The following is a 16647-nucleotide window of genomic DNA, read 5'->3' as shown; positions in this document are numbered from 1 at the left end:
CAACTGTACGGTTTTGCTGTATAATCGCAGCCTTTCTGGCGCTGAGCCTTTGTGCGGTTTACCCCGCTCTGTATGTACTTTTGAGGAACTCCCTATGCAACTTCCCCACTGTCCTAAATGTAATTCCGAATACACCTATGAAGATAATGGCATGTTCATTTGCCCGGAATGCGCCCACGAGTGGAACGATGCGGAACCTGCTCACGATGCAGATGAATTAATCGTCAAAGATGCTAACGGCAATCTTTTAGCCGATGGTGATAGCGTCACCGTAATTAAAGACTTGAAAGTAAAAGGCAGTTCTTCAATGTTGAAGATCGGCACCCGGGTAAAAAATATTCGTCTGGTCGAAGGCGATCATAATATCGATTGTAAAATCGACGGTTTTGGTCCAATGAAACTCAAATCTGAATTTGTTAAAAAGAATTGATGTTTTGGCGGGGAGTTTTGTCTTCCCGCCTGGTTTACTTTTTCCTGCAACCGCTACACTTAATGGCAGATTTCGTTACCCGAGGTAATGATTATGCCGCTCAGTCCCTACATCTCTTTTTCTGGTCAGTGCCAGCAGGCCATCGAGTTTTACCAACAGGCACTCCATGCCGAATTAACCTATAAGATAACGTTTGGCGAAATGCCTAAATCCCCACAAGAGAGTAATAACGATGAAGGCTGTGCCGCTGGGCAGGCTTTTGCCGATAACGATATTGCCCATGCGAATTTACGCATTGCCGGTAGCGAAATAATGTTGAGCGACGGCAGGCAAAACAGCGGGGATTACAGCGGTTTTACTTTAAGCCTTGCCACACAGGATGTCGATCAGGGCAAAGCCTGGTTCGACGCGCTTGCCGCCGACGGGCGCGTCACCATGCCGTGGCAGGAGACATTCTGGGCGCACGGTTTTGGCATGGTGACTGATAAATTCGGCATTCCCTGGATGGTGAATGTCGCCAAAGCACCGCCCGCCGCTTAATCTCTTCATTTAACTTGATATCTTTATTGAAAAAGGAGCCAGCGGCTCCTTTTTCATTTTTATACCGCCATACGGCTTTTCTTCTGTTTGCCAAGATTCATCCCCGCGCAATCACCGCATAACCAAAATGCAACATTTGCACTTCACGATAAGACCACTTTTTACCTGGCCCGCGGAGCTACAATGAGCATGCACTTGTCCAGACATCCGACCAGCTACCCCACGCGCTATCAGGAAATCGCCGCAAGGTTAGAGCAGGAACTGCGCAGCAACTATCGCTGCGGTGACTGGCTGCCTGCAGAACAACAACTGGCTACGCGCTTTGAGGTTAACCGCCACACACTGCGCCGCGCGATCGATCAACTGGTGGAAAAAGGCTGGGTACAGCGCCGCCAGGGCATTGGCGTGATGGTGCTGATGCGCCCGTTCGACTACCCCCTCAATGCACAGGCGCGCTTTAGCCAAAACCTGCTCGATCAGGGCAGCCATCCCACCAGCGAACGTCTGCTGGCGGTGTTGCGTCCGGCGTCGCAACACGTCGCCGATGCATTAGGCATCCAGGAGGGAGACAACGTGATTCACCTGCGCACTCGCCGTCGGGTGAATGGCGTGGCGCTGTGCCTCATCGATCACTACTTCTCCGATCTGCAGTTATGGTCGCTGCTGCAACAGTTTGATAGCGGTTCGCTGCATGACTTTTTACGTGAACAGGCCGGGGTCAGCCTGAAGCGTACCCAGACGCGCATCAGCGCCCGTCGCGCACAAGTTAAAGAGAGCCGCTGGCTGGAGATCCCCAATATGGCGCCGCTGCTCTGCGTGCGCACCCTCAACCATCGTGAAGGCGAGGTCAACGCCACGGAATACTCCGTCAGCCTGACGCGCGCCGACATGATCGAATTCACCATGGAGCACTGAATGCATTTTGATACGCCAACCCGACAGCGCTGGATGGCCGCACTCGCGCACGCCACGCCGGAGATGCTACGCGGCCGAATGCGCACGCTCGGACTCGCCCCGGAATATGAACAGGTGCGCGCCCCACAGACAGGCCTGGTGCAGATCCAGGCACGCATGGGCGCGACCGGCGATCGTTTCTTTCCCGGCGATGCAACATTAACGCGCGCGGTTATTCGCCTGGAGTGCGGCACGCTCGGTTTTAGCTGGGTGCTCGGGCGCGATAAAGGCCACGCCGAACGTTGCGCCGTGTGTGATGCGCTGTTGCAGGACCCTTCCTATTTCCAGACGTTGATGGAAACCCTTATTACCCCGCTGGAAGCGGACCGCGCCGCGCGACTTACTGCGCGTCAGGCCGAAATCAACGCCAGCCGGGTCGACTTCTTTACGCTGGTTCGCGGAGATAACGCATGACCTTACAACCCGCTTTCGCGTCGGCGGTTCACGATGCCCAACACTGTTTTCGCCGTCTGTTAAAAGCCATGAGCGAGCCGGGTGTGATTGTCTCGCTGCCGCAGTTAAAACATGGCTGGCCGCCGCTCAACCCGGCCACCACCAGCGTATTGCTGACGCTTGCCGATAACGACACACCGATTTGGCTTTCCGCCGCCGTGGATAACGACCTCGTGCGCCAGAACCTGCGCTTTCACACCAACGCGCCACTGGTCGATCAACCGCAACACTCGCTGTTCGCCATTGCCGACAGCACCCTCAGCGCCGAGCAACTGAGCGCCCTGCCAGGCGGCACGGATATCAGCCCGGAAAGCAGCGCGACCCTGATTTTACAGCTCCCGGCACTGAGCGGCGGGCGCATGCTGCGCCTGACCGGGCCGGGCATTCTGGAAGAACGCATGGTTGCCCCGCAGTTGCCAGAGTGCATTACCGATGAGTTTACCGACCGCCCGCACTCGTTTCCGACAGGCATCGACGTGATCCTGACCTGCGGCGAACGCGCGCTGGCGATACCGAGAACCACGCTGGTGGAGGTGTACTGATGTACGTTGCTGTCAAGGGGGGCGAAAAGGCCATCGCCGCAGCCCACGCACTGCAGGAGCATAAACGCCGTGGCGACGCGGAGCTTTCGGAGCTGAGCGTTGCACAAATCGCCGACCAGTTGCACCTCGCGGTCGACCGCGTGATGACCGAAGGCGGCATTGCCGATCGGGAACTGGCGGCGCTGGCGTTAAAACAGGCGAGCGGCGATAACGTCGAAGCCATTTTTCTGCTGCGTGCTTACCGCACCACGCTGCCGCGCCTGGCGGTGAGCGAACCCATCGACAGCGCGAAAATGCGTTTAGAGCGCCGTATCTCGGCGGTTTACAAAGATATTCCCGGCGGTCAGTTGCTTGGCCCCACGCACGATTACACCCACCGCCTGCTCGATTTCACCCTGCTCGCCGAAGGCGAAACGCCGACGCTCACCACGCGCGAAGCGCAGCAGGACGCCGCACCGCACGTTTTCAGTTTGCTGGTCAACGAAGGGCTGGCAAAAGCCGAAGAAGATAGTGGCGCAACCCCGGACGACATTACCCGCAATCCGCCGGTTTACCCCTGTTCGCGCGCTTCACGTTTGCAGCAACTGGCGCGCGGCGATGAGGGTTACTTGCTGGCGCTCGCCTATTCCACTCAGCGCGGTTACGGGCGCAATCACCCGTTCGCCGGTGAGATCCGCAGCGGGTATATCGATGTGGAAATTGTGCCGGAAGAGCTGGGTTTTGCGGTCAACATCGGCGAACTGCTGATAACCGAATGCGAAATGGTCAATGGCTTTGTCGCACCGCATGATGAGCCGCCACACTTTACCCGCGGCTACGGGCTGGTGTTCGGCATGAGCGAACGCAAAGCGATGGCGATGGCGCTGGTCGACCGCGCCCTGCAAGCCGCCGACTACGGCGAGCCGATTAAAAGCCCGGCGCAGGACGAAGAGTTTGTGTTGGCGCACGCGGATAACGTCGAAGCCGCAGGTTTTGTCTCGCATCTGAAACTCCCCCACTACGTTGATTTCCAGGCCGAACTGGATTTGCTCAGACAGCTGCAACAGGAGAAACATCGTGGCTAACGCGCTAACCGGTTACAACTTTGCTTTCCTTGATGAGCAAACCAAACGCATGATCCGCCGCGCGCTGCTGAAAGCAGTGGCGATCCCCGGTTATCAGGTGCCGTTTGGCGGGCGCGAAATGCCGATGCCCTACGGCTGGGGCACCGGCGGCATCCAGATCACCGCCAGCGTGATCGGTGAAGATGACGTGCTGAAAGTGATCGACCAGGGCGCGGACGATACCACCAACGCCGTCTCCATCCGCCAGTTCTTTACCCGCGTTACCGGCGTGGAAACTACCGAACGCACCGCCGACGCCACGCTGATTCAGACGCGTCATCGCATTCCCGAAACGCCGCTCAAAGAAGATCAAATTCTGATTTACCAGGTGCCGATCCCGGAACCGCTGCGCTTTATCGAGCCGCGCGAGACGGAAACCCGCACCATGCACGCGCTGGAAGAGTACGGCGTGATGCAGGTGAAGTTGTACGAAGATATTGCCCGTTTTGGCAACTTCACTACCCGCTACGCATGGCCGGTAAAAGTGAACGCCCGCTACGTGATGGACCCGTCGCCAATTCCGGCGTTTGATAACCCGAAAATGCACATGATGCCCGCCCTGCAACTGTTTGGTGCCGGGCGTGAAAAACGCATCTACGCCGTGCCGCCCTATACGCAGGTGGTGAGCCTCGATTTTGAGGATTACCCCTTCGCGCCGCAAAAGTGGGATCAGCCGTGTGCCATTTGTGGTTCCACCCATAGCTACCTGGATGAAGTGGTGCTGGATGATACCGGCACGCGCATGTTCGTCTGCTCCGACACCGATTACTGCCGCCAACAGAGCGAGGCTTTACGCAAATGACCCAACCGCTGCTTTCGGTGACTCACCTTTCCCATCTTTATGCGCCAGGCAAGGGCTTTCAGGACGTCTCTTTCGATTTGTGGCCGGGCGAAGTGCTGGGCATTGTCGGTGAATCTGGCTCTGGCAAAACCACGCTGCTGAATGCCATTTCGGCGCGCCTGGTGCCTCAGCACGGCACCATTACGTACCAGGCGCGCGACCTCTACGCAATGAGCGAAGCCGAACGCCGTCGCCTGCTGCGCACCGAGTGGGGCGTAGTCCATCAGCATCCGCTCGATGGCCTGCGCCGCCAGGTTTCCGCCGGTGGCAATATCGGCGAACGTCTGATGGCAACCGGGGCGCGGCATTACGGCGATATCCGTGCTCGCGCTGAGCAGTGGCTCAGCGATGTCGAGATCCCGCCGTCACGCATCGACGATTTGCCTACCACTTTTTCCGGCGGCATGCAGCAACGTCTGCAAATTGCCCGTAACCTGGTCACCCGCCCGAAACTGGTGTTTATGGATGAGCCCACCGGCGGGCTGGATGTTTCCGTACAGGCGCGTTTGCTCGACCTGCTGCGCGGCCTGGTGGTGGAGATGAACCTTGCCGTGGTGATGGTGACCCATGATTTGGGCGTTGCGCGGCTGCTGGCGAACCGCTTGCTGGTGATGAAACAAGGTCAGGTGGTAGAAAGTGGATTAACCGATCGGGTGCTCGACGATCCGCACCACCCTTACACCCAATTGCTGGTCTCCTCGGTATTGCAAAATTAAGGAGTGGATGATGACTGTTTTGCGTGTGGAAAATGTCAGCAAGACCTTTGTTCTGCATCACCAAAACGGCGTGCGCCTGCCGGTGCTGCGCGAAACATCGCTCAGTGTCGGGGCCGGTGAATGTGTGGTGCTGCATGGCCATTCCGGCAGCGGGAAATCGACCCTGCTGCGTTCGCTGTACGCCAATTACCTGCCCGACGCCGGACATATTCATGTCAAACACGGCGATGAATGGGTGGATCTGGTGCAGGCTCCGGCGCGTAAAGTGCTGGAAGTACGCCGCCACACCATTGGCTGGGTGAGCCAGTTTTTACGCGTTATCCCGCGCGTTAGCGCGCTGGATGTGGTAATGCAACCGCTGCTGGAACAGGGCATTGCCCGCGAACAGTGCGCGCAAAAAGCGGGTGAACTGCTCACCCGGCTGAATGTGCCGGAACGCTTGTGGCATCTCGCTCCCGCCACCTTTTCCGGCGGTGAACAGCAGCGCGTTAATATCGCGCGCGGGTTTATTGTCGACTACCCGATTTTGCTGCTCGATGAACCTACCGCTTCGCTGGATGAGAAAAACAGCGCCGCTGTCGTTGAACTGATCGCGCAGGCGAAAGCGCGCGGCGCAGCGATTGTCGGCATCTTTCACGATGGCGCCGTGCGCGAACATGTCGCCGACCGCCTCTACCCGATGGGGATCTCCGCATGATAATCAACAATGTAAAACTGATCCTCGAAGATGAGGTGATCAGCGGCTCGCTGGAAGTTCGTGACGGCGTAATTCGTGCTTTTGCCGAAACCCAAAGCCGCCAGCCCGGCGCGCATGATGGCGACGGCGGCTGGCTGATGCCTGGGCTTATTGAACTGCATACGGATAATCTGGATAAGTTCTTCACCCCGCGCCCGAAAGTGGACTGGCCCGCCCATTCCGCGATGAGCAGCCACGACGCGCTGATGGTCGCCAGCGGGATAACAACGGTGCTAGACGCGGTAGCGATTGGTGATGTGCGCGACGGCGGCGACCGGCTGGAGAATCTGGAAAAGATGATCAACGCCGTGGAAGATTCGCAAAAGCGCGGGTTGAACCGCGCCGAGCACCGCCTGCACCTGCGCTGTGAACTGCCGCACCACACCACGCTGCCGCTGTTTGAAAAACTGGTTGGCCGCGAGCCGGTCGCGCTGGTGTCGCTGATGGATCATTCTCCAGGACAGCGCCAGTACGCCAGCTATGAGAAGTATCGTGAATATTATCAGGGTAAATATCACCTCACCGATGAGCAGATGGATCAGTTCGAGCAGGAGCAACTGGCGCTCGCCGCACAGTGGTCGCAGCCCAACCGGTTAGCCATCGCCGCGATATGCAATGCGCGTAATCTGCCGCTTGCCAGCCACGATGACGCAACGCGCGAGCATGTTGTCGAATCGCACCAGCTCGGCAGCGTGATTGCGGAATTCCCGACCACTTTCGCGGCGGCGGAAGCCTCGCGTGATCATGGATTAAGCGTGCTGATGGGCGCGCCCAATATCGTGCGCGGCGGTTCCCACTCCGGCAACGTGGCGGCACATAAGCTGGCGCAACTTGGCATGCTGGATATTTTGTCGTCCGACTACTACCCCGCCAGCCTGCTGGATGCGGTGTTTCGCGTAGCCAGCGATGAAGAGAATGATTTCAGCCTGGAGAAAGCGGTTCACCTGGTAACCAAAAACCCGGCACAGGCGCTGAATCTTAACGATCGCGGCGTGATCGCCGAAGGGAAGCGGGCGGATCTGGTGCTGGCGCACCATAAAGGCGACCACGTACGCATTGATCATGTCTGGCGCGAGGGGAAAAGGGTGTTCTGATGGGCAGACTGATCTGGTTAATGGGGCCGTCCGGCGCGGGCAAAGACTCGCTGCTGGCGGCGCTGCGTCAGCGGGAGCATCCGCAATTACTGGTCGCGCACCGTTACATTACCCGGCCGGCCAGCGCCGGGAGCGAAAACCATATCGCGTTGAGTGAGAAAGAGTTTTTCACCCGTGCCGAGCAGCATCTGTTTACGCTGAGCTGGCATGCCAACGACTTTTATTACGGCATTGGCGCAGAGATAGACCTCTGGCTACAGGCCGGGTTTGATGTGGTGGTAAACGGTTCGCGCGGGCATCTGCAACAGGCGCAAGCGCAATATGGCGACACGCTGATGCCGGTGTACGTGCAGGTTTCGCCCGACATTTTGCGCCAGCGTCTGGAAAAACGCGGGCGGGAGAGCGCCGCCGAGATTGAAGCGCGGCTGGAGCGCGCGGCGCGTTACCAGCCAGGCAATTGCCTGACACTGAATAACGATGGCAGTTTGCTACAGTCAGTAGAAGGACTGGTCATGCTGATTCGTGCGCAACAAGGGAAAAGCGCGTAATGATGTCGGCGTGGCGTTGCTGCGCCGGTTACGTTGACTCAACCGTTAAAGCGAGGCGCTATGAGCCTGACAATCACCCTCACCGGCACCGGCGGCGCACAACTGGTGCCGGTTTTTGGTTGCGACTGTGCAGCCTGCCGCCGTGCCCGTCAGAATGAAACCCATCGCCGTAAACCCTGTAGCGCCGTGGTGAAGTTTAACGACGCAGTGACCTTACTCGACGCCGGTATCCCCGATCTGATGGATAACTTCCCCGCCGGTCACTTTCAGCAGTTTCTGCTTACTCACTATCACATGGATCATGTGCAAGGGCTGTTTCCGTTGCGCTGGGGCGTGGGCGAGAAAATCCCGGTCTATGGCCCACCGGATGAACAGGGTTGCGACGATCTGTTTAAGCACCCCGGCCTGCTTGATTTCAGCCATACCGTTGAACCGTTTGTGGTGTTTGACCTGCAAGGTTTACAGGTGACGCCGCTACCGCTGAACCATTCGAAACTCACCTTTGGCTATTTGTTCGAATCGGCGCACAGCCGGGTGGCATGGCTGTCTGATACCGCCGGGTTACCGGACAAGACGCTGAAGTTTTTGCTCAATAATCATCCACAAGTGGTGGTGATAGATTGTTCTTATGAACCACGTGCGCAAACGCCGAAAAATCACAGCGATTTGAACACGGTTATCGCCCTGAATGAGGTGATTGGCTGTCCAAGAGTTATCCTAACGCATATCAGTCATGTCTTTGATCAATGGATGATGAAAAACCCGCTGCCGGTGGGGGTTGAAGCAGGGTATGATGGCATGCGGATTGTGCTGGATTAGACCGCGTAATATCGATATATTCGTCGCATCTTTTCCGGTGGAAGCGGAATAAGCAGACGCAGCCTGTAAAGAGGTCGTTTGAGGGATTAAGCGTACAGACTCGAAGCAAAAAAGTTGTTGCGCATAACGCAACGGGGTCTTACTTACCCGCGTGTGGCCAGGCAGTTATTAGCACATCGCGGCTTTGACAGAGTATTGAGCTTGCCATGAATGTGCTTTTTATTTGTAGCCGAAACCAGTGGCGCAGCCCCACGGCTGAGCAGGTTTTTCGCCGCTACCCGGGGCTAAATGCCCGTTCCGCTGGCACCCAGCGCCAGGCGAGAAAAACCGTTTCCCCCGCCATTCTCTCCTGGGCGGATGTTATCTGCGTCATGGAAGAGCATCACAAAAGCCGGATTCTGGAAGACTTCAGCCGCCTGGTGCAGCATAAACCGGTTTACGTGCTGGATATTCCTGACCATTACCACTTTATGGATCCGCAACTGATCGCGTTGCTGGAAGATGTTGTTCCGGCGCGTTTAGGTTTGCGCATCCCTGCGTAGCCGCGTTAGCGATAATCATCGTCTTCCAGCCTGCGCTGTTCATCTTCCAGCTGGCGCCGCTCGCGATCGAGCTGGCGCTGGCGGTCATCCAGTTGACGACGCCGATCCTCAAGCTGCTGATAACGGTCGTCGTACTGCCTGCGCTGATCGCGGCTTTGGTAGTCGTCATCACGCCTGTCATCGCGGCTATCTGTGTTATACGCCTCGCCAATCGCCCGCTGGATATTACCAATCGCATCATCAATCACATCCGCGTGGGCAACCTGACCACTGAGTAAGAGAGCGCCGAGCACCAGCGCGTTCGCGTAACGTTTCATAAAGGCCAGCCTCAAATAGGGACGAGGCTTACGTTAATTCAGCCACGCGCGCGCCGGGTAGCGGAGGAATCTCAAATCCACTACGCTGCAATGCGCCGCAGTGCCTGGGCGAGTTGTACGCGGGTAAACGGTTTGCGCAACAGCTCGACATCCGGCAGCGCAGGGTTATGCGCCGGACGCAGATCCTGGCCGCTTATCAGCAACAGCGGCAGTTGCGGATAGTGCTGACGCGCAAGGTTAATCACTTCCGCCCCGCTTAACGTACCGGGCAACATCAGGTCACTAATCAGTGCGCCAATCTCCGGCGACGCGCTCAGCAGTTGCAACGCCTGCTCGCCGCTTTCGGCCTCCAGCGTTAGATACCCCAGCTCATGCAGCTGTTCACACAGCGTCTGGCGCACATCCGCTTCATCTTCCAGCACCAGAATCAGCGTGTCGCGGGTATCACGCGTTTGCGCCAAATCGGGTTCGGGGTGATTGACCACCTGCACCGCCGCGCGTGGCAGTTGTAAACGCACCGTGGTGCCCTGCCCTGGCGCGCTTTCAATCTCTACCCGCCCGCCGGACTGGCGGACAAAACCGTAAACCATCGACAGCCCTAACCCGCTGCCGCTGCCGGTCTGCTTGGTGGTGAAGAACGGTTCAAATACCTGTGCTTTGACCTCTTGCGACATCCCGCAGCCATGATCCACCACTTCCAGCGCCACCATATCCTGCTTGCGCCCGTCGCTGCGGGTGACACGCTGGTTCCAGGTGCGCACTTTGATGACGCCGCTCTCTCCTTCCATGGCATCGCGGGCGTTCATCACCAGATTGATGATGGCGTTTTCCAGTTGCCCGACATCGATCCACGCGGGCCACGCCGGGTTCTGTGCCTCAATCTCCAGCGTCAACGTCGCCGGCAAGGAATGACGCATCAGCTCGCCAAGGTTTTCCAGCAGCGGCTGCATCTCAACCGCGTGCGGATGCAGCGACTGTTTACGTGAAAACGCCAGCAGGCGCTGCGTGAGTAACGCCCCGCGCTCGGCGGCTTTCAGCGCCCGCGAAATGCGCGGCGCATCCGGCGAACCCGGTGCGACCAATTCGAGGCTACCGATGATCACCGCCAGCAGGTTATTAAAGTCATGCGCCAGCCCGCCGGTCAGTTGCCCGACCGCTTTCATCTTCTGGCTATGCAGCAATGCGGCTTCCAGCCCTTTGCGCTCGGTTCGATCCAGCACCACGTTAACCATTCCGCGCCCTGGCACCGGGCTGAAGCGCAGCTCAATGGTGCGGTCATCTGCCAGCCGCAATTCCTGGGGTTTCGGCAGCGGGCGGGCGAGATTCTCCTGCACGTGACCGGGTAAATCACTCACCTGGTGCAGCAAACGCTGGTAATGCTGTCCGCGCTGAAGCGCATCGGCGGTTAACCCCAGCAACAGCGGATATTGCGGGTTCCACACGACCAGACAGCCCTGGTTATCAAACAGGGCAAAGCCGTCGCGCATGGCGTGAAAAGTGGTTTCCAGTTGCGTACTTTTCTCTTTCAGTAGCTTTGAGGTGTGCTCAAGCGAAGCAGTATTACGGGCGAAGACGTTAAACGCCCGAGCCAGTTCGCCCAGCTCATCACGCCGCTGCAAACCCGGTACGGAAACGTCCTTTTCACCGTGCGCCAGCCGTGACATCGCGCGCGAAATCGCGGTCAAATTAGACCCCAGGTTACGGTAGATATACCAACCGGCAAAGCCGGTGATCACCAGCGCCAGCAGGGCGAAAATGCTGATAAACACAATGATGGATCGCATCTCCTGGTGGCTCTGGGTGGTGCGCAGTTCCGAGGCTTTCGCCACTTCCGAGACATACTGGTTAATGTCGCTGTTGAGTAGCGCCACCAGCGCTTTGATGTGAAACATCGACCAGCTGATCGCCAGATCGCTCTCTTCCAGTTGCAGCGACAGCGGTTCCAGTTTGCACAACTCGGCGCTGAAATCGGGCAGGATAAACGCCACCGTTGGGCTGGCGCTTTGCAGCGGTAATGCTGCCATCACCTCAGACAGCTGCTTGATGGTCGGGCGCGGGGACGGCGTTTGAATGGCGGCAATGATGAGCCGGTCCATCTCTTCCAGCAGGCGGCTGTCGGGGATATTTCCCCCTTCCCGCGTATTTATCTCCTGTAAATGACGCAAATAACTTTGGCTCTGGTAGAGCGAACTGAGCAGCGCATTACGCTCCAGGTGGCGGCGCTGTCCGCGTTGCAGCATCTCGGTGACGCTTTGCTGCAACTCATGGCTGCGCCGCGTGATCTGCGCCACCAGTTGCGGCTCCAGTTGCGCAAGCGGCGCGTTCGCCAGTTGGTTAAGCGAGTGCTGTAGCGCACTTTGCGTTGCTTTCAGCCGCTCGGCTTCCCCTTTGTACTCCAGCGCGCCCACCACCTGCGATAAACGCACCGCCGCCGTGGCAACGTTGGCGGTATCGCGCGCCAGGTTCATGCTGCCAGTCATATCGTCCAGCGTCTGCTGCTGCACCTGTTCCTGAATCTGGCTGGCATGGCGAAAGCCAAGTACCGCCACGCCGCACACCATTAAGGTCACGGCCACCACTAACACATTGAAAAACAGCAGCCGCCCACGGGCGCTGGAAAAGAACGGATTCGCGCGATACGGCATAGTGGCTCCATAAGAGGCTCAACGCGGGTATGGGCGTCACTATGACAAATATGAACAGCTTCTGACATTGTGCATTTACGAACGTGTGATGAAGTGCGGATATCGTCCTTCCGAGGAGCCTGACATGAGCACAACGCCCGTTCTGGAGATGCGCAACATTGCCAAAGCGTTTGGCAAGTTTTACGCGCTCAAAGGGGTGGACCTGACGGTCTGGCCCGGCGAGATCCACGCGCTAATGGGGGAAAACGGCGCGGGGAAAAGCACGTTAATGAAAATTCTTGCCGGGGCGTACAGCGCCACCAGCGGCGAGATCCTGATTGATGGCAAGCCTTACAGTATCAAAGGCCCGAAAGACGCGCTGGCGGCGGGCATCACCTTAATTTACCAGGAGATGCAGCTCGCGCCCAATCTTACCGTCGCCGAAAACATCTTTCTCGGCAGCGAAATCGCCCGTGGCGGGCTGGTGCAGCGCAAAGAGATGGCCGCGCAAGCCCAGGCGGTGATCGATCGCCTTGGCGCCAATTTCAAAGCCACCGACCGGGTGATGACATTAACCATCGCCGAACAACAGCAGGTGGAGATCGCCCGCGCATTGCACCGCAACAGCCGCATTCTGGTGATGGACGAACCCACTGCCGCCCTCTCCTCGCGTGAAACTCACCGCCTGTTTGAACTGATCCTGCGCCTGCGCGATCAAGGCATGGCGATTATCTACATCAGCCACCGCATGGCGGAAGTGTATGAGCTTTCCGATCGCGTCAGCGTGCTGCGCGACGGGCAATACGTCGGCAGCCTGACCCGCGACCAACTGAACGCCTCCGAGCTGGTACGCATGATGGTCGGGCGACCACTCAGCGATCTGTTTAACAAAGAGCGCGATATTCCGCTCGGCAGCCCACGTCTGAGCATTCACCACCTGACGGATAACGAAAAGATCCAGCCGGTTAGCTTGCATGTCCGCGCCGGGGAGATCGTCGGTCTCGCCGGGCTGGTTGGTGCAGGACGATCGGAACTGGCGCAGTTGATCTTCGGCGTGCGCAAAGCCACCGGCGGCATGATCGAAGTGGATGGCGAACCGGTGGTGATCCATTCCCCGCGTGCCGCCATTGATTTGGGCATCGGTTTTTTGACCGAAAACCGCAAAGAGCAAGGGCTGTTTCTCGAACTGGCGGCGCAGGAGAACATCACCATGGCGACGCTTGAGCGCGACGCCGCCTGGGGAATGCTCGATCGCAAAAAAGCACAGTCGATCTCCGATGATGCCATCAAGTTGCTCAACATCCGCGTACCGCACGCGCAAGTACGGGCGGGCGGGCTTTCCGGCGGCAATCAACAGAAACTGTTGATCTCGCGCTGGGTGGCGATTGGCCCGCGCATTTTGATCCTCGACGAGCCAACGCGCGGTGTCGATGTCGGCGCGAAAAGCGAGATCTACCGGATCATGAACCAAATGGCGCGCAAAGGCGTGGCGATCCTGATGATCTCCAGTGAGTTACCGGAAGTGGTCGGCATGAGCGATCGCGTGTATGTGATGCGCGAAGGCGAGATTGCCGGAGAGTTACTCAACGGCGACATCACCCAGGAAAACATCATGACGCTGGCGACCGGCGTTAACGAATCCCTACATCCGGCGGTACACCATGACTGATTACAAAGAAAATACAGCCACCGAGGTCGCCAAATCGGCCTCCGCCAAGAAGATGTTGATGGGTGATCTGATGCAAACGGTCGGCATTCTGCCGATTTTGATCCTCATCGTCGCCGTGTTTGGCTTTATCGCGCCGAACTTCTTTACCGAGAGCAATTTGCTGAATATCACCCGCCAGGCGTCGATCAACATTGTGCTGGCGGCAGGGATGACCTTCATCATTCTGACCGGCGGCATTGACCTGTCTGTCGGGTCGATCCTTGGTACTACAGCAGTGGCAGCAATGGTGGTGTCGTTGATACCGGAGCTCGCCATGCTGTCGGTGCCGGCGGCGCTGATGCTTGGCCTGGTGCTGGGGCTGTTTAACGGCGCGCTGGTGGCGTTCGCCGGGTTGCCGCCGTTTATCGTCACGCTCGGCACTTACACCGCGCTGCGCGGTGCGGCCTATCTGCTGGCTGACGGCACCACGGTGATTAACTCCGACATCAGTTTTGAGTGGATCGGCAATAACTATCTTGGCCCGGTGCCGTGGCTGGTGGTGATCGCGCTGGCGGTGATTGTGGTGTGCTGGTTTATCCTGCGCCGCACCACGCTTGGCGTACATATTTACGCGGTGGGCGGCAATATGCAGGCCGCACGCCTGACCGGCATCAAAGTGTGGCTGGTGTTGCTGTTCGTCTATGGCATGAGTGGGCTGCTTTCCGGTCTTGGCGGGGTGATGAGCGCCTCGCGTTTGTACAGCGCCAACGGCAACCTCGGCATGGGCTATGAGCTGGATGCCATCGCGGCGGTGATCCTCGGCGGTACCAGCTTTGTCGGCGGGATTGGCACCATCACCGGCACGCTGGTGGGGGCGCTGATTATCGCCACCTTAAACAATGGGATGACGCTGATGGGCGTCTCCTACTTCTGGCAATTGGTGATCAAAGGGGCGGTGATCATCATAGCGGTGCTGATCGACAAATACCGTACCCGGCATCATCAGGCAGCATAACAATACCCTACAAAACAGCAACATAAGCGAGGATTACAGCATGCGTCTTAAACCTCTTGTCACTGCGCTCTGCGCGGGCGCTCTGCTGGCCAGCGCCCCGTTCGCGCAGGCCAAAGAACTGAAGTCCATCGGCGTGACGGTGGGCGATCTGGCCAACCCCTTCTTCGTGCAAATCACCAAGGGGGCGGAGCTGGAAGCGCGCAAACTGGCGGGCGATAAGGTCAAAGTGACGCTGGTTTCCAGCGGCTACGACCTCGGTCAGCAAGTGGCGCAGATTGATAACTTTATCGCCGCCAAAGTCGACATGATCATCCTCAACGCCGCAGATTCCAAAGGCATCGGCCCGGCGGTGAAGCGGGCGAAAGACGCCGGGATCGTCGTCGTGGCGGTTGACGTAGCGGCCGAAGGCGCTGATGCCACCATCACCTCCGATAACACCCAGGCAGGCGAAATGGCGTGTAAATACATCACCGATCGTCTGAAAGGCAAAGGCAATGTGGTGATCATCAACGGGCCGCCGGTATCCGCCGTGCAGAACCGTGTCGAAGGTTGTCAGACCGAGTTTAAACGCCACCCGGACATCAAGGTGCTTTCCGATAACCAGAACGCCAAAGGCAGCCGTGAAGGCGGGCTGGAAGTGATGACCTCACTGCTTGCCGCTAACCCGAAAATCGACGGCGTGTTTGCGATTAACGATCCGACGGCGATCGGTGCCGATCTGGCCGCTAAACAGGCGCAACGCAACGAGTTCTTTATCGTTGGCGTCGACGGTAGCCCGGACGGTGAAGAGGCGCTGAAACGTAAGAACTCGCTGTTTGTCGCCACCCCGGCTCAGGATCCCCAAGTGATGGCCGCCCGCGCGGTGGAAATTGGTTATGACATCCTGCAAGGCAAACCCGCGCCGAAAGCGCCGGTGCTGATCCCGGTGACCATGATCGATAAACAGAATGTCGGCAGTTACAAAGGCTGGACGGTGAAATAACGGTCTATCCCTCTCCCGCAAGGGAGAGGGAGCGCCAACACAGGGGATACCATGAAACGCTCCGCCATTAATGAGATTCTCGGCCATACACGACAGTTCTTCTCAATGCACGATGTGCATCTGCCTCCTTTTGCCAGTTTTCCACCAACCAAATGGCAACAGCTGGACAGAGAGGCCTGGCGCGAAGTGTTCGATCTGAAGTTAGGCTGGGATGTCACCGCCTTCGGCAGTTCGAATTTCTACGCCCAAGGGCTGACGCTGTTTACGCTGCGCAACGGCTCGCCCAACGGCGCGCCCTATGAAAAATGTTATGCGGAAAAGATCATGCATGTGCGCGACGCACAGGTGACACCGATGCATTTTCACTGGCGCAAGCGCGAGGACATCATTAATCGCGGCGGCGGTAATTTAATTATTGAACTGTGGAACGCCGGAGCGAATGACGAGACGCTCAACACCGACGTTACCGTGGTCATTGATGGCTGCATTCAGACACACGCGGCGGGCAGCCAGCTGCGCCTCTCACCAGGGGAAAGTATTTGCCTGCCACCGGGGCTGTATCACAGCTTCTGGGGCGAGCCCGGCTTCGGCGATGTGCTGGTCGGGGAAGTGTCGTCGGTGAACGATGACGAGCATGACAACCACTTCCTGAACGCCATGGATCGCTACAACAACATTCTGGAAGACGAACCGGCGCTGCTGGTGCTGTGCAACGAGTATCATCTGTTTCTGAGCTAAAGGAG

At 58.0% G+C, this 16647-nt stretch carries 19 protein-coding genes; 17 read left to right on the top strand and 2 right to left on the bottom strand.

Translation table 11 applies throughout. The features are described 5' to 3' along the window. Nucleotides 1–94 precede the first annotated feature (94 nt). The 13 genes from M8Q36_RS07930 (at nt 95) to M8Q36_RS07870 (ending at nt 9318) form a co-directional block, all read left to right on the top strand. Nucleotides 95–430 carry a zinc ribbon domain-containing protein YjdM gene (locus M8Q36_RS07930; protein WP_249880528.1) on the top strand — a complete coding sequence of 112 codons (336 nt, stop codon included), beginning with the start codon at nt 95–97 and terminating at the stop codon, nt 428–430. 93 nt (nt 431–523) lie between these two features. Beyond that, nucleotides 524–970: a VOC family metalloprotein YjdN gene (yjdN, locus tag M8Q36_RS07925; RefSeq protein ID WP_249880527.1), complete on the top strand. Its 447-nt coding sequence runs from the start codon at nt 524–526 to the stop codon at nt 968–970. A gap of 189 nt (nt 971–1159) precedes the next feature. Beyond that, the gene (gene phnF / locus M8Q36_RS07920) at nt 1160–1885 is read left to right on the top strand and encodes a phosphonate metabolism transcriptional regulator PhnF (protein WP_249882736.1); all 726 of its coding nucleotides are present in this window, start codon (nt 1160–1162) and stop codon (nt 1883–1885) included. Continuing rightward, nucleotides 1886–2338 carry a phosphonate C-P lyase system protein PhnG gene (phnG, locus tag M8Q36_RS07915; protein WP_045511862.1) on the top strand — a complete coding sequence of 151 codons (453 nt, stop codon included), beginning with the start codon at nt 1886–1888 and terminating at the stop codon, nt 2336–2338. Then, entirely contained in the window at nt 2335–2919 is a 585-nt protein-coding gene (gene phnH / locus M8Q36_RS07910) for a phosphonate C-P lyase system protein PhnH (RefSeq protein WP_249880526.1), read from the top strand. The genes phnG and phnH overlap by 4 nt, the downstream gene beginning before the upstream one ends. Next, complete coding sequence (locus M8Q36_RS07905) at nt 2919–3983, top strand: carbon-phosphorus lyase complex subunit (RefSeq protein ID WP_097406590.1); 1065 nt, start codon at nt 2919–2921, stop codon at nt 3981–3983. The genes phnH and M8Q36_RS07905 overlap by 1 nt, the downstream gene beginning before the upstream one ends. Next, nucleotides 3976–4824, top strand: coding sequence for an alpha-D-ribose 1-methylphosphonate 5-phosphate C-P-lyase PhnJ (locus tag M8Q36_RS07900; protein ID WP_249880525.1), 849 nt, complete (start codon nt 3976–3978; stop codon nt 4822–4824). The genes M8Q36_RS07905 and M8Q36_RS07900 overlap by 8 nt, the downstream gene beginning before the upstream one ends. Further along, nucleotides 4821–5579 carry a phosphonate C-P lyase system protein PhnK gene (gene phnK / locus M8Q36_RS07895; RefSeq protein WP_020456186.1) on the top strand — a complete coding sequence of 253 codons (759 nt, stop codon included), beginning with the start codon at nt 4821–4823 and terminating at the stop codon, nt 5577–5579. The genes M8Q36_RS07900 and phnK overlap by 4 nt, the downstream gene beginning before the upstream one ends. A 10-nt stretch (nt 5580–5589) precedes the next feature. Beyond that, nucleotides 5590–6276: a phosphonate C-P lyase system protein PhnL gene (gene phnL, locus M8Q36_RS07890; protein ID WP_020456185.1), complete on the top strand. Its 687-nt coding sequence runs from the start codon at nt 5590–5592 to the stop codon at nt 6274–6276. Continuing rightward, entirely contained in the window at nt 6273–7409 is a 1137-nt protein-coding gene (gene phnM, locus M8Q36_RS07885; protein ID WP_045511850.1) for an alpha-D-ribose 1-methylphosphonate 5-triphosphate diphosphatase, read from the top strand. Before phnL ends, phnM begins: the two co-directional genes overlap by 4 nt. Then, on the top strand, nt 7406–7957 hold the full coding sequence (phnN, locus tag M8Q36_RS07880) for a ribose 1,5-bisphosphokinase (RefSeq protein ID WP_249882735.1): 552 nt from the start codon (nt 7406–7408) through the stop codon (nt 7955–7957). The genes phnM and phnN overlap by 4 nt, the downstream gene beginning before the upstream one ends. Before the next feature lie 60 nt (nt 7958–8017). Next, nucleotides 8018–8776 carry a phosphonate metabolism protein PhnP gene (gene phnP / locus M8Q36_RS07875; RefSeq protein ID WP_249880524.1) on the top strand — a complete coding sequence of 253 codons (759 nt, stop codon included), beginning with the start codon at nt 8018–8020 and terminating at the stop codon, nt 8774–8776. A gap of 206 nt (nt 8777–8982) precedes the next feature. Further along, nucleotides 8983–9318 (top strand): low molecular weight protein tyrosine phosphatase family protein, encoded by a 336-nt coding sequence (locus tag M8Q36_RS07870; protein WP_020456181.1) that lies wholly within the window; start codon nt 8983–8985, stop codon nt 9316–9318. Between the two features lie 5 nt (nt 9319–9323). On the opposite strand, the gene yjdP is transcribed toward M8Q36_RS07870, so the two are convergent. Then, complete coding sequence (yjdP, locus tag M8Q36_RS07865) at nt 9324–9635, bottom strand: DDRRRQL repeat protein YjdP (RefSeq protein WP_020456180.1); 312 nt, start codon at nt 9633–9635, stop codon at nt 9324–9326. 80 nt (nt 9636–9715) lie between these two features. Beyond that, entirely contained in the window at nt 9716–12280 is a 2565-nt protein-coding gene (locus tag M8Q36_RS07860) for an ATP-binding protein (protein ID WP_249880523.1), read from the bottom strand. A 124-nt stretch (nt 12281–12404) separates the two neighbouring features. On the opposite strand from M8Q36_RS07860, the gene M8Q36_RS07855 reads away from it, so the two are divergent. Genes M8Q36_RS07855 through M8Q36_RS07840 form a run of 4 tightly spaced genes read left to right on the top strand, consistent with a single transcriptional unit; the run spans nt 12405 to nt 16642 of the window. After that, nucleotides 12405–13928, top strand: coding sequence for a sugar ABC transporter ATP-binding protein (locus tag M8Q36_RS07855; protein WP_249880522.1), 1524 nt, complete (start codon nt 12405–12407; stop codon nt 13926–13928). Continuing rightward, entirely contained in the window at nt 13921–14922 is a 1002-nt protein-coding gene (locus M8Q36_RS07850; protein WP_160271328.1) for an ABC transporter permease subunit, read from the top strand. Before M8Q36_RS07855 ends, M8Q36_RS07850 begins: the two co-directional genes overlap by 8 nt. Before the next feature lie 40 nt (nt 14923–14962). Beyond that, nucleotides 14963–15904, top strand: a complete 942-nt coding sequence (locus tag M8Q36_RS07845; RefSeq protein WP_017459503.1) for an ABC transporter substrate-binding protein — start codon at nt 14963–14965, stop codon at nt 15902–15904. Nucleotides 15905–15955: 51 nt separating this feature from the next. Continuing rightward, a complete protein-coding gene (locus tag M8Q36_RS07840) occupies nt 15956–16642 on the top strand; it encodes a D-lyxose/D-mannose isomerase (protein WP_045511839.1) in 687 nt (228 codons plus the stop codon). Nucleotides 16643–16647 lie beyond the last annotated feature (5 nt).

The organism is Kosakonia sp. R1.Fl (assembly GCF_023516815.1).
In the GTDB taxonomy this organism is placed as follows: domain Bacteria; phylum Pseudomonadota; class Gammaproteobacteria; order Enterobacterales; family Enterobacteriaceae; genus Kosakonia.
Note: the sequence above shows the minus strand (reverse complement) of the source record. Positions and strands in the feature narration are given on the sequence as shown.

Coding starts and splice junctions, on each gene's coding strand:
- M8Q36_RS07870 (WP_020456181.1), top strand. CDS start 8,983: ATGAATGTGCTTTTTATTTGTAGCCGAAACCAGTGGCGCAGCCCCACG.
- phnG (WP_045511862.1), top strand. CDS start 1,886: ATGCATTTTGATACGCCAACCCGACAGCGCTGGATGGCCGCACTCGCG.
- phnK (WP_020456186.1), top strand. CDS start 4,821: ATGACCCAACCGCTGCTTTCGGTGACTCACCTTTCCCATCTTTATGCG.
- M8Q36_RS07905 (WP_097406590.1), top strand. CDS start 2,919: ATGTACGTTGCTGTCAAGGGGGGCGAAAAGGCCATCGCCGCAGCCCAC.
- M8Q36_RS07855 (WP_249880522.1), top strand. CDS start 12,405: ATGAGCACAACGCCCGTTCTGGAGATGCGCAACATTGCCAAAGCGTTT.
- phnF (WP_249882736.1), top strand. CDS start 1,160: ATGCACTTGTCCAGACATCCGACCAGCTACCCCACGCGCTATCAGGAA.
- M8Q36_RS07850 (WP_160271328.1), top strand. CDS start 13,921: ATGACTGATTACAAAGAAAATACAGCCACCGAGGTCGCCAAATCGGCC.
- yjdP (WP_020456180.1), bottom strand. CDS start 9,635: ATGAAACGTTACGCGAACGCGCTGGTGCTCGGCGCTCTCTTACTCAGT.
- phnH (WP_249880526.1), top strand. CDS start 2,335: ATGACCTTACAACCCGCTTTCGCGTCGGCGGTTCACGATGCCCAACAC.
- M8Q36_RS07845 (WP_017459503.1), top strand. CDS start 14,963: ATGCGTCTTAAACCTCTTGTCACTGCGCTCTGCGCGGGCGCTCTGCTG.
- M8Q36_RS07840 (WP_045511839.1), top strand. CDS start 15,956: ATGAAACGCTCCGCCATTAATGAGATTCTCGGCCATACACGACAGTTC.
- M8Q36_RS07860 (WP_249880523.1), bottom strand. CDS start 12,280: ATGCCGTATCGCGCGAATCCGTTCTTTTCCAGCGCCCGTGGGCGGCTG.
- phnM (WP_045511850.1), top strand. CDS start 6,273: ATGATAATCAACAATGTAAAACTGATCCTCGAAGATGAGGTGATCAGC.
- phnL (WP_020456185.1), top strand. CDS start 5,590: ATGACTGTTTTGCGTGTGGAAAATGTCAGCAAGACCTTTGTTCTGCAT.
- phnP (WP_249880524.1), top strand. CDS start 8,018: ATGAGCCTGACAATCACCCTCACCGGCACCGGCGGCGCACAACTGGTG.
- yjdN (WP_249880527.1), top strand. CDS start 524: ATGCCGCTCAGTCCCTACATCTCTTTTTCTGGTCAGTGCCAGCAGGCC.
- M8Q36_RS07930 (WP_249880528.1), top strand. CDS start 95: ATGCAACTTCCCCACTGTCCTAAATGTAATTCCGAATACACCTATGAA.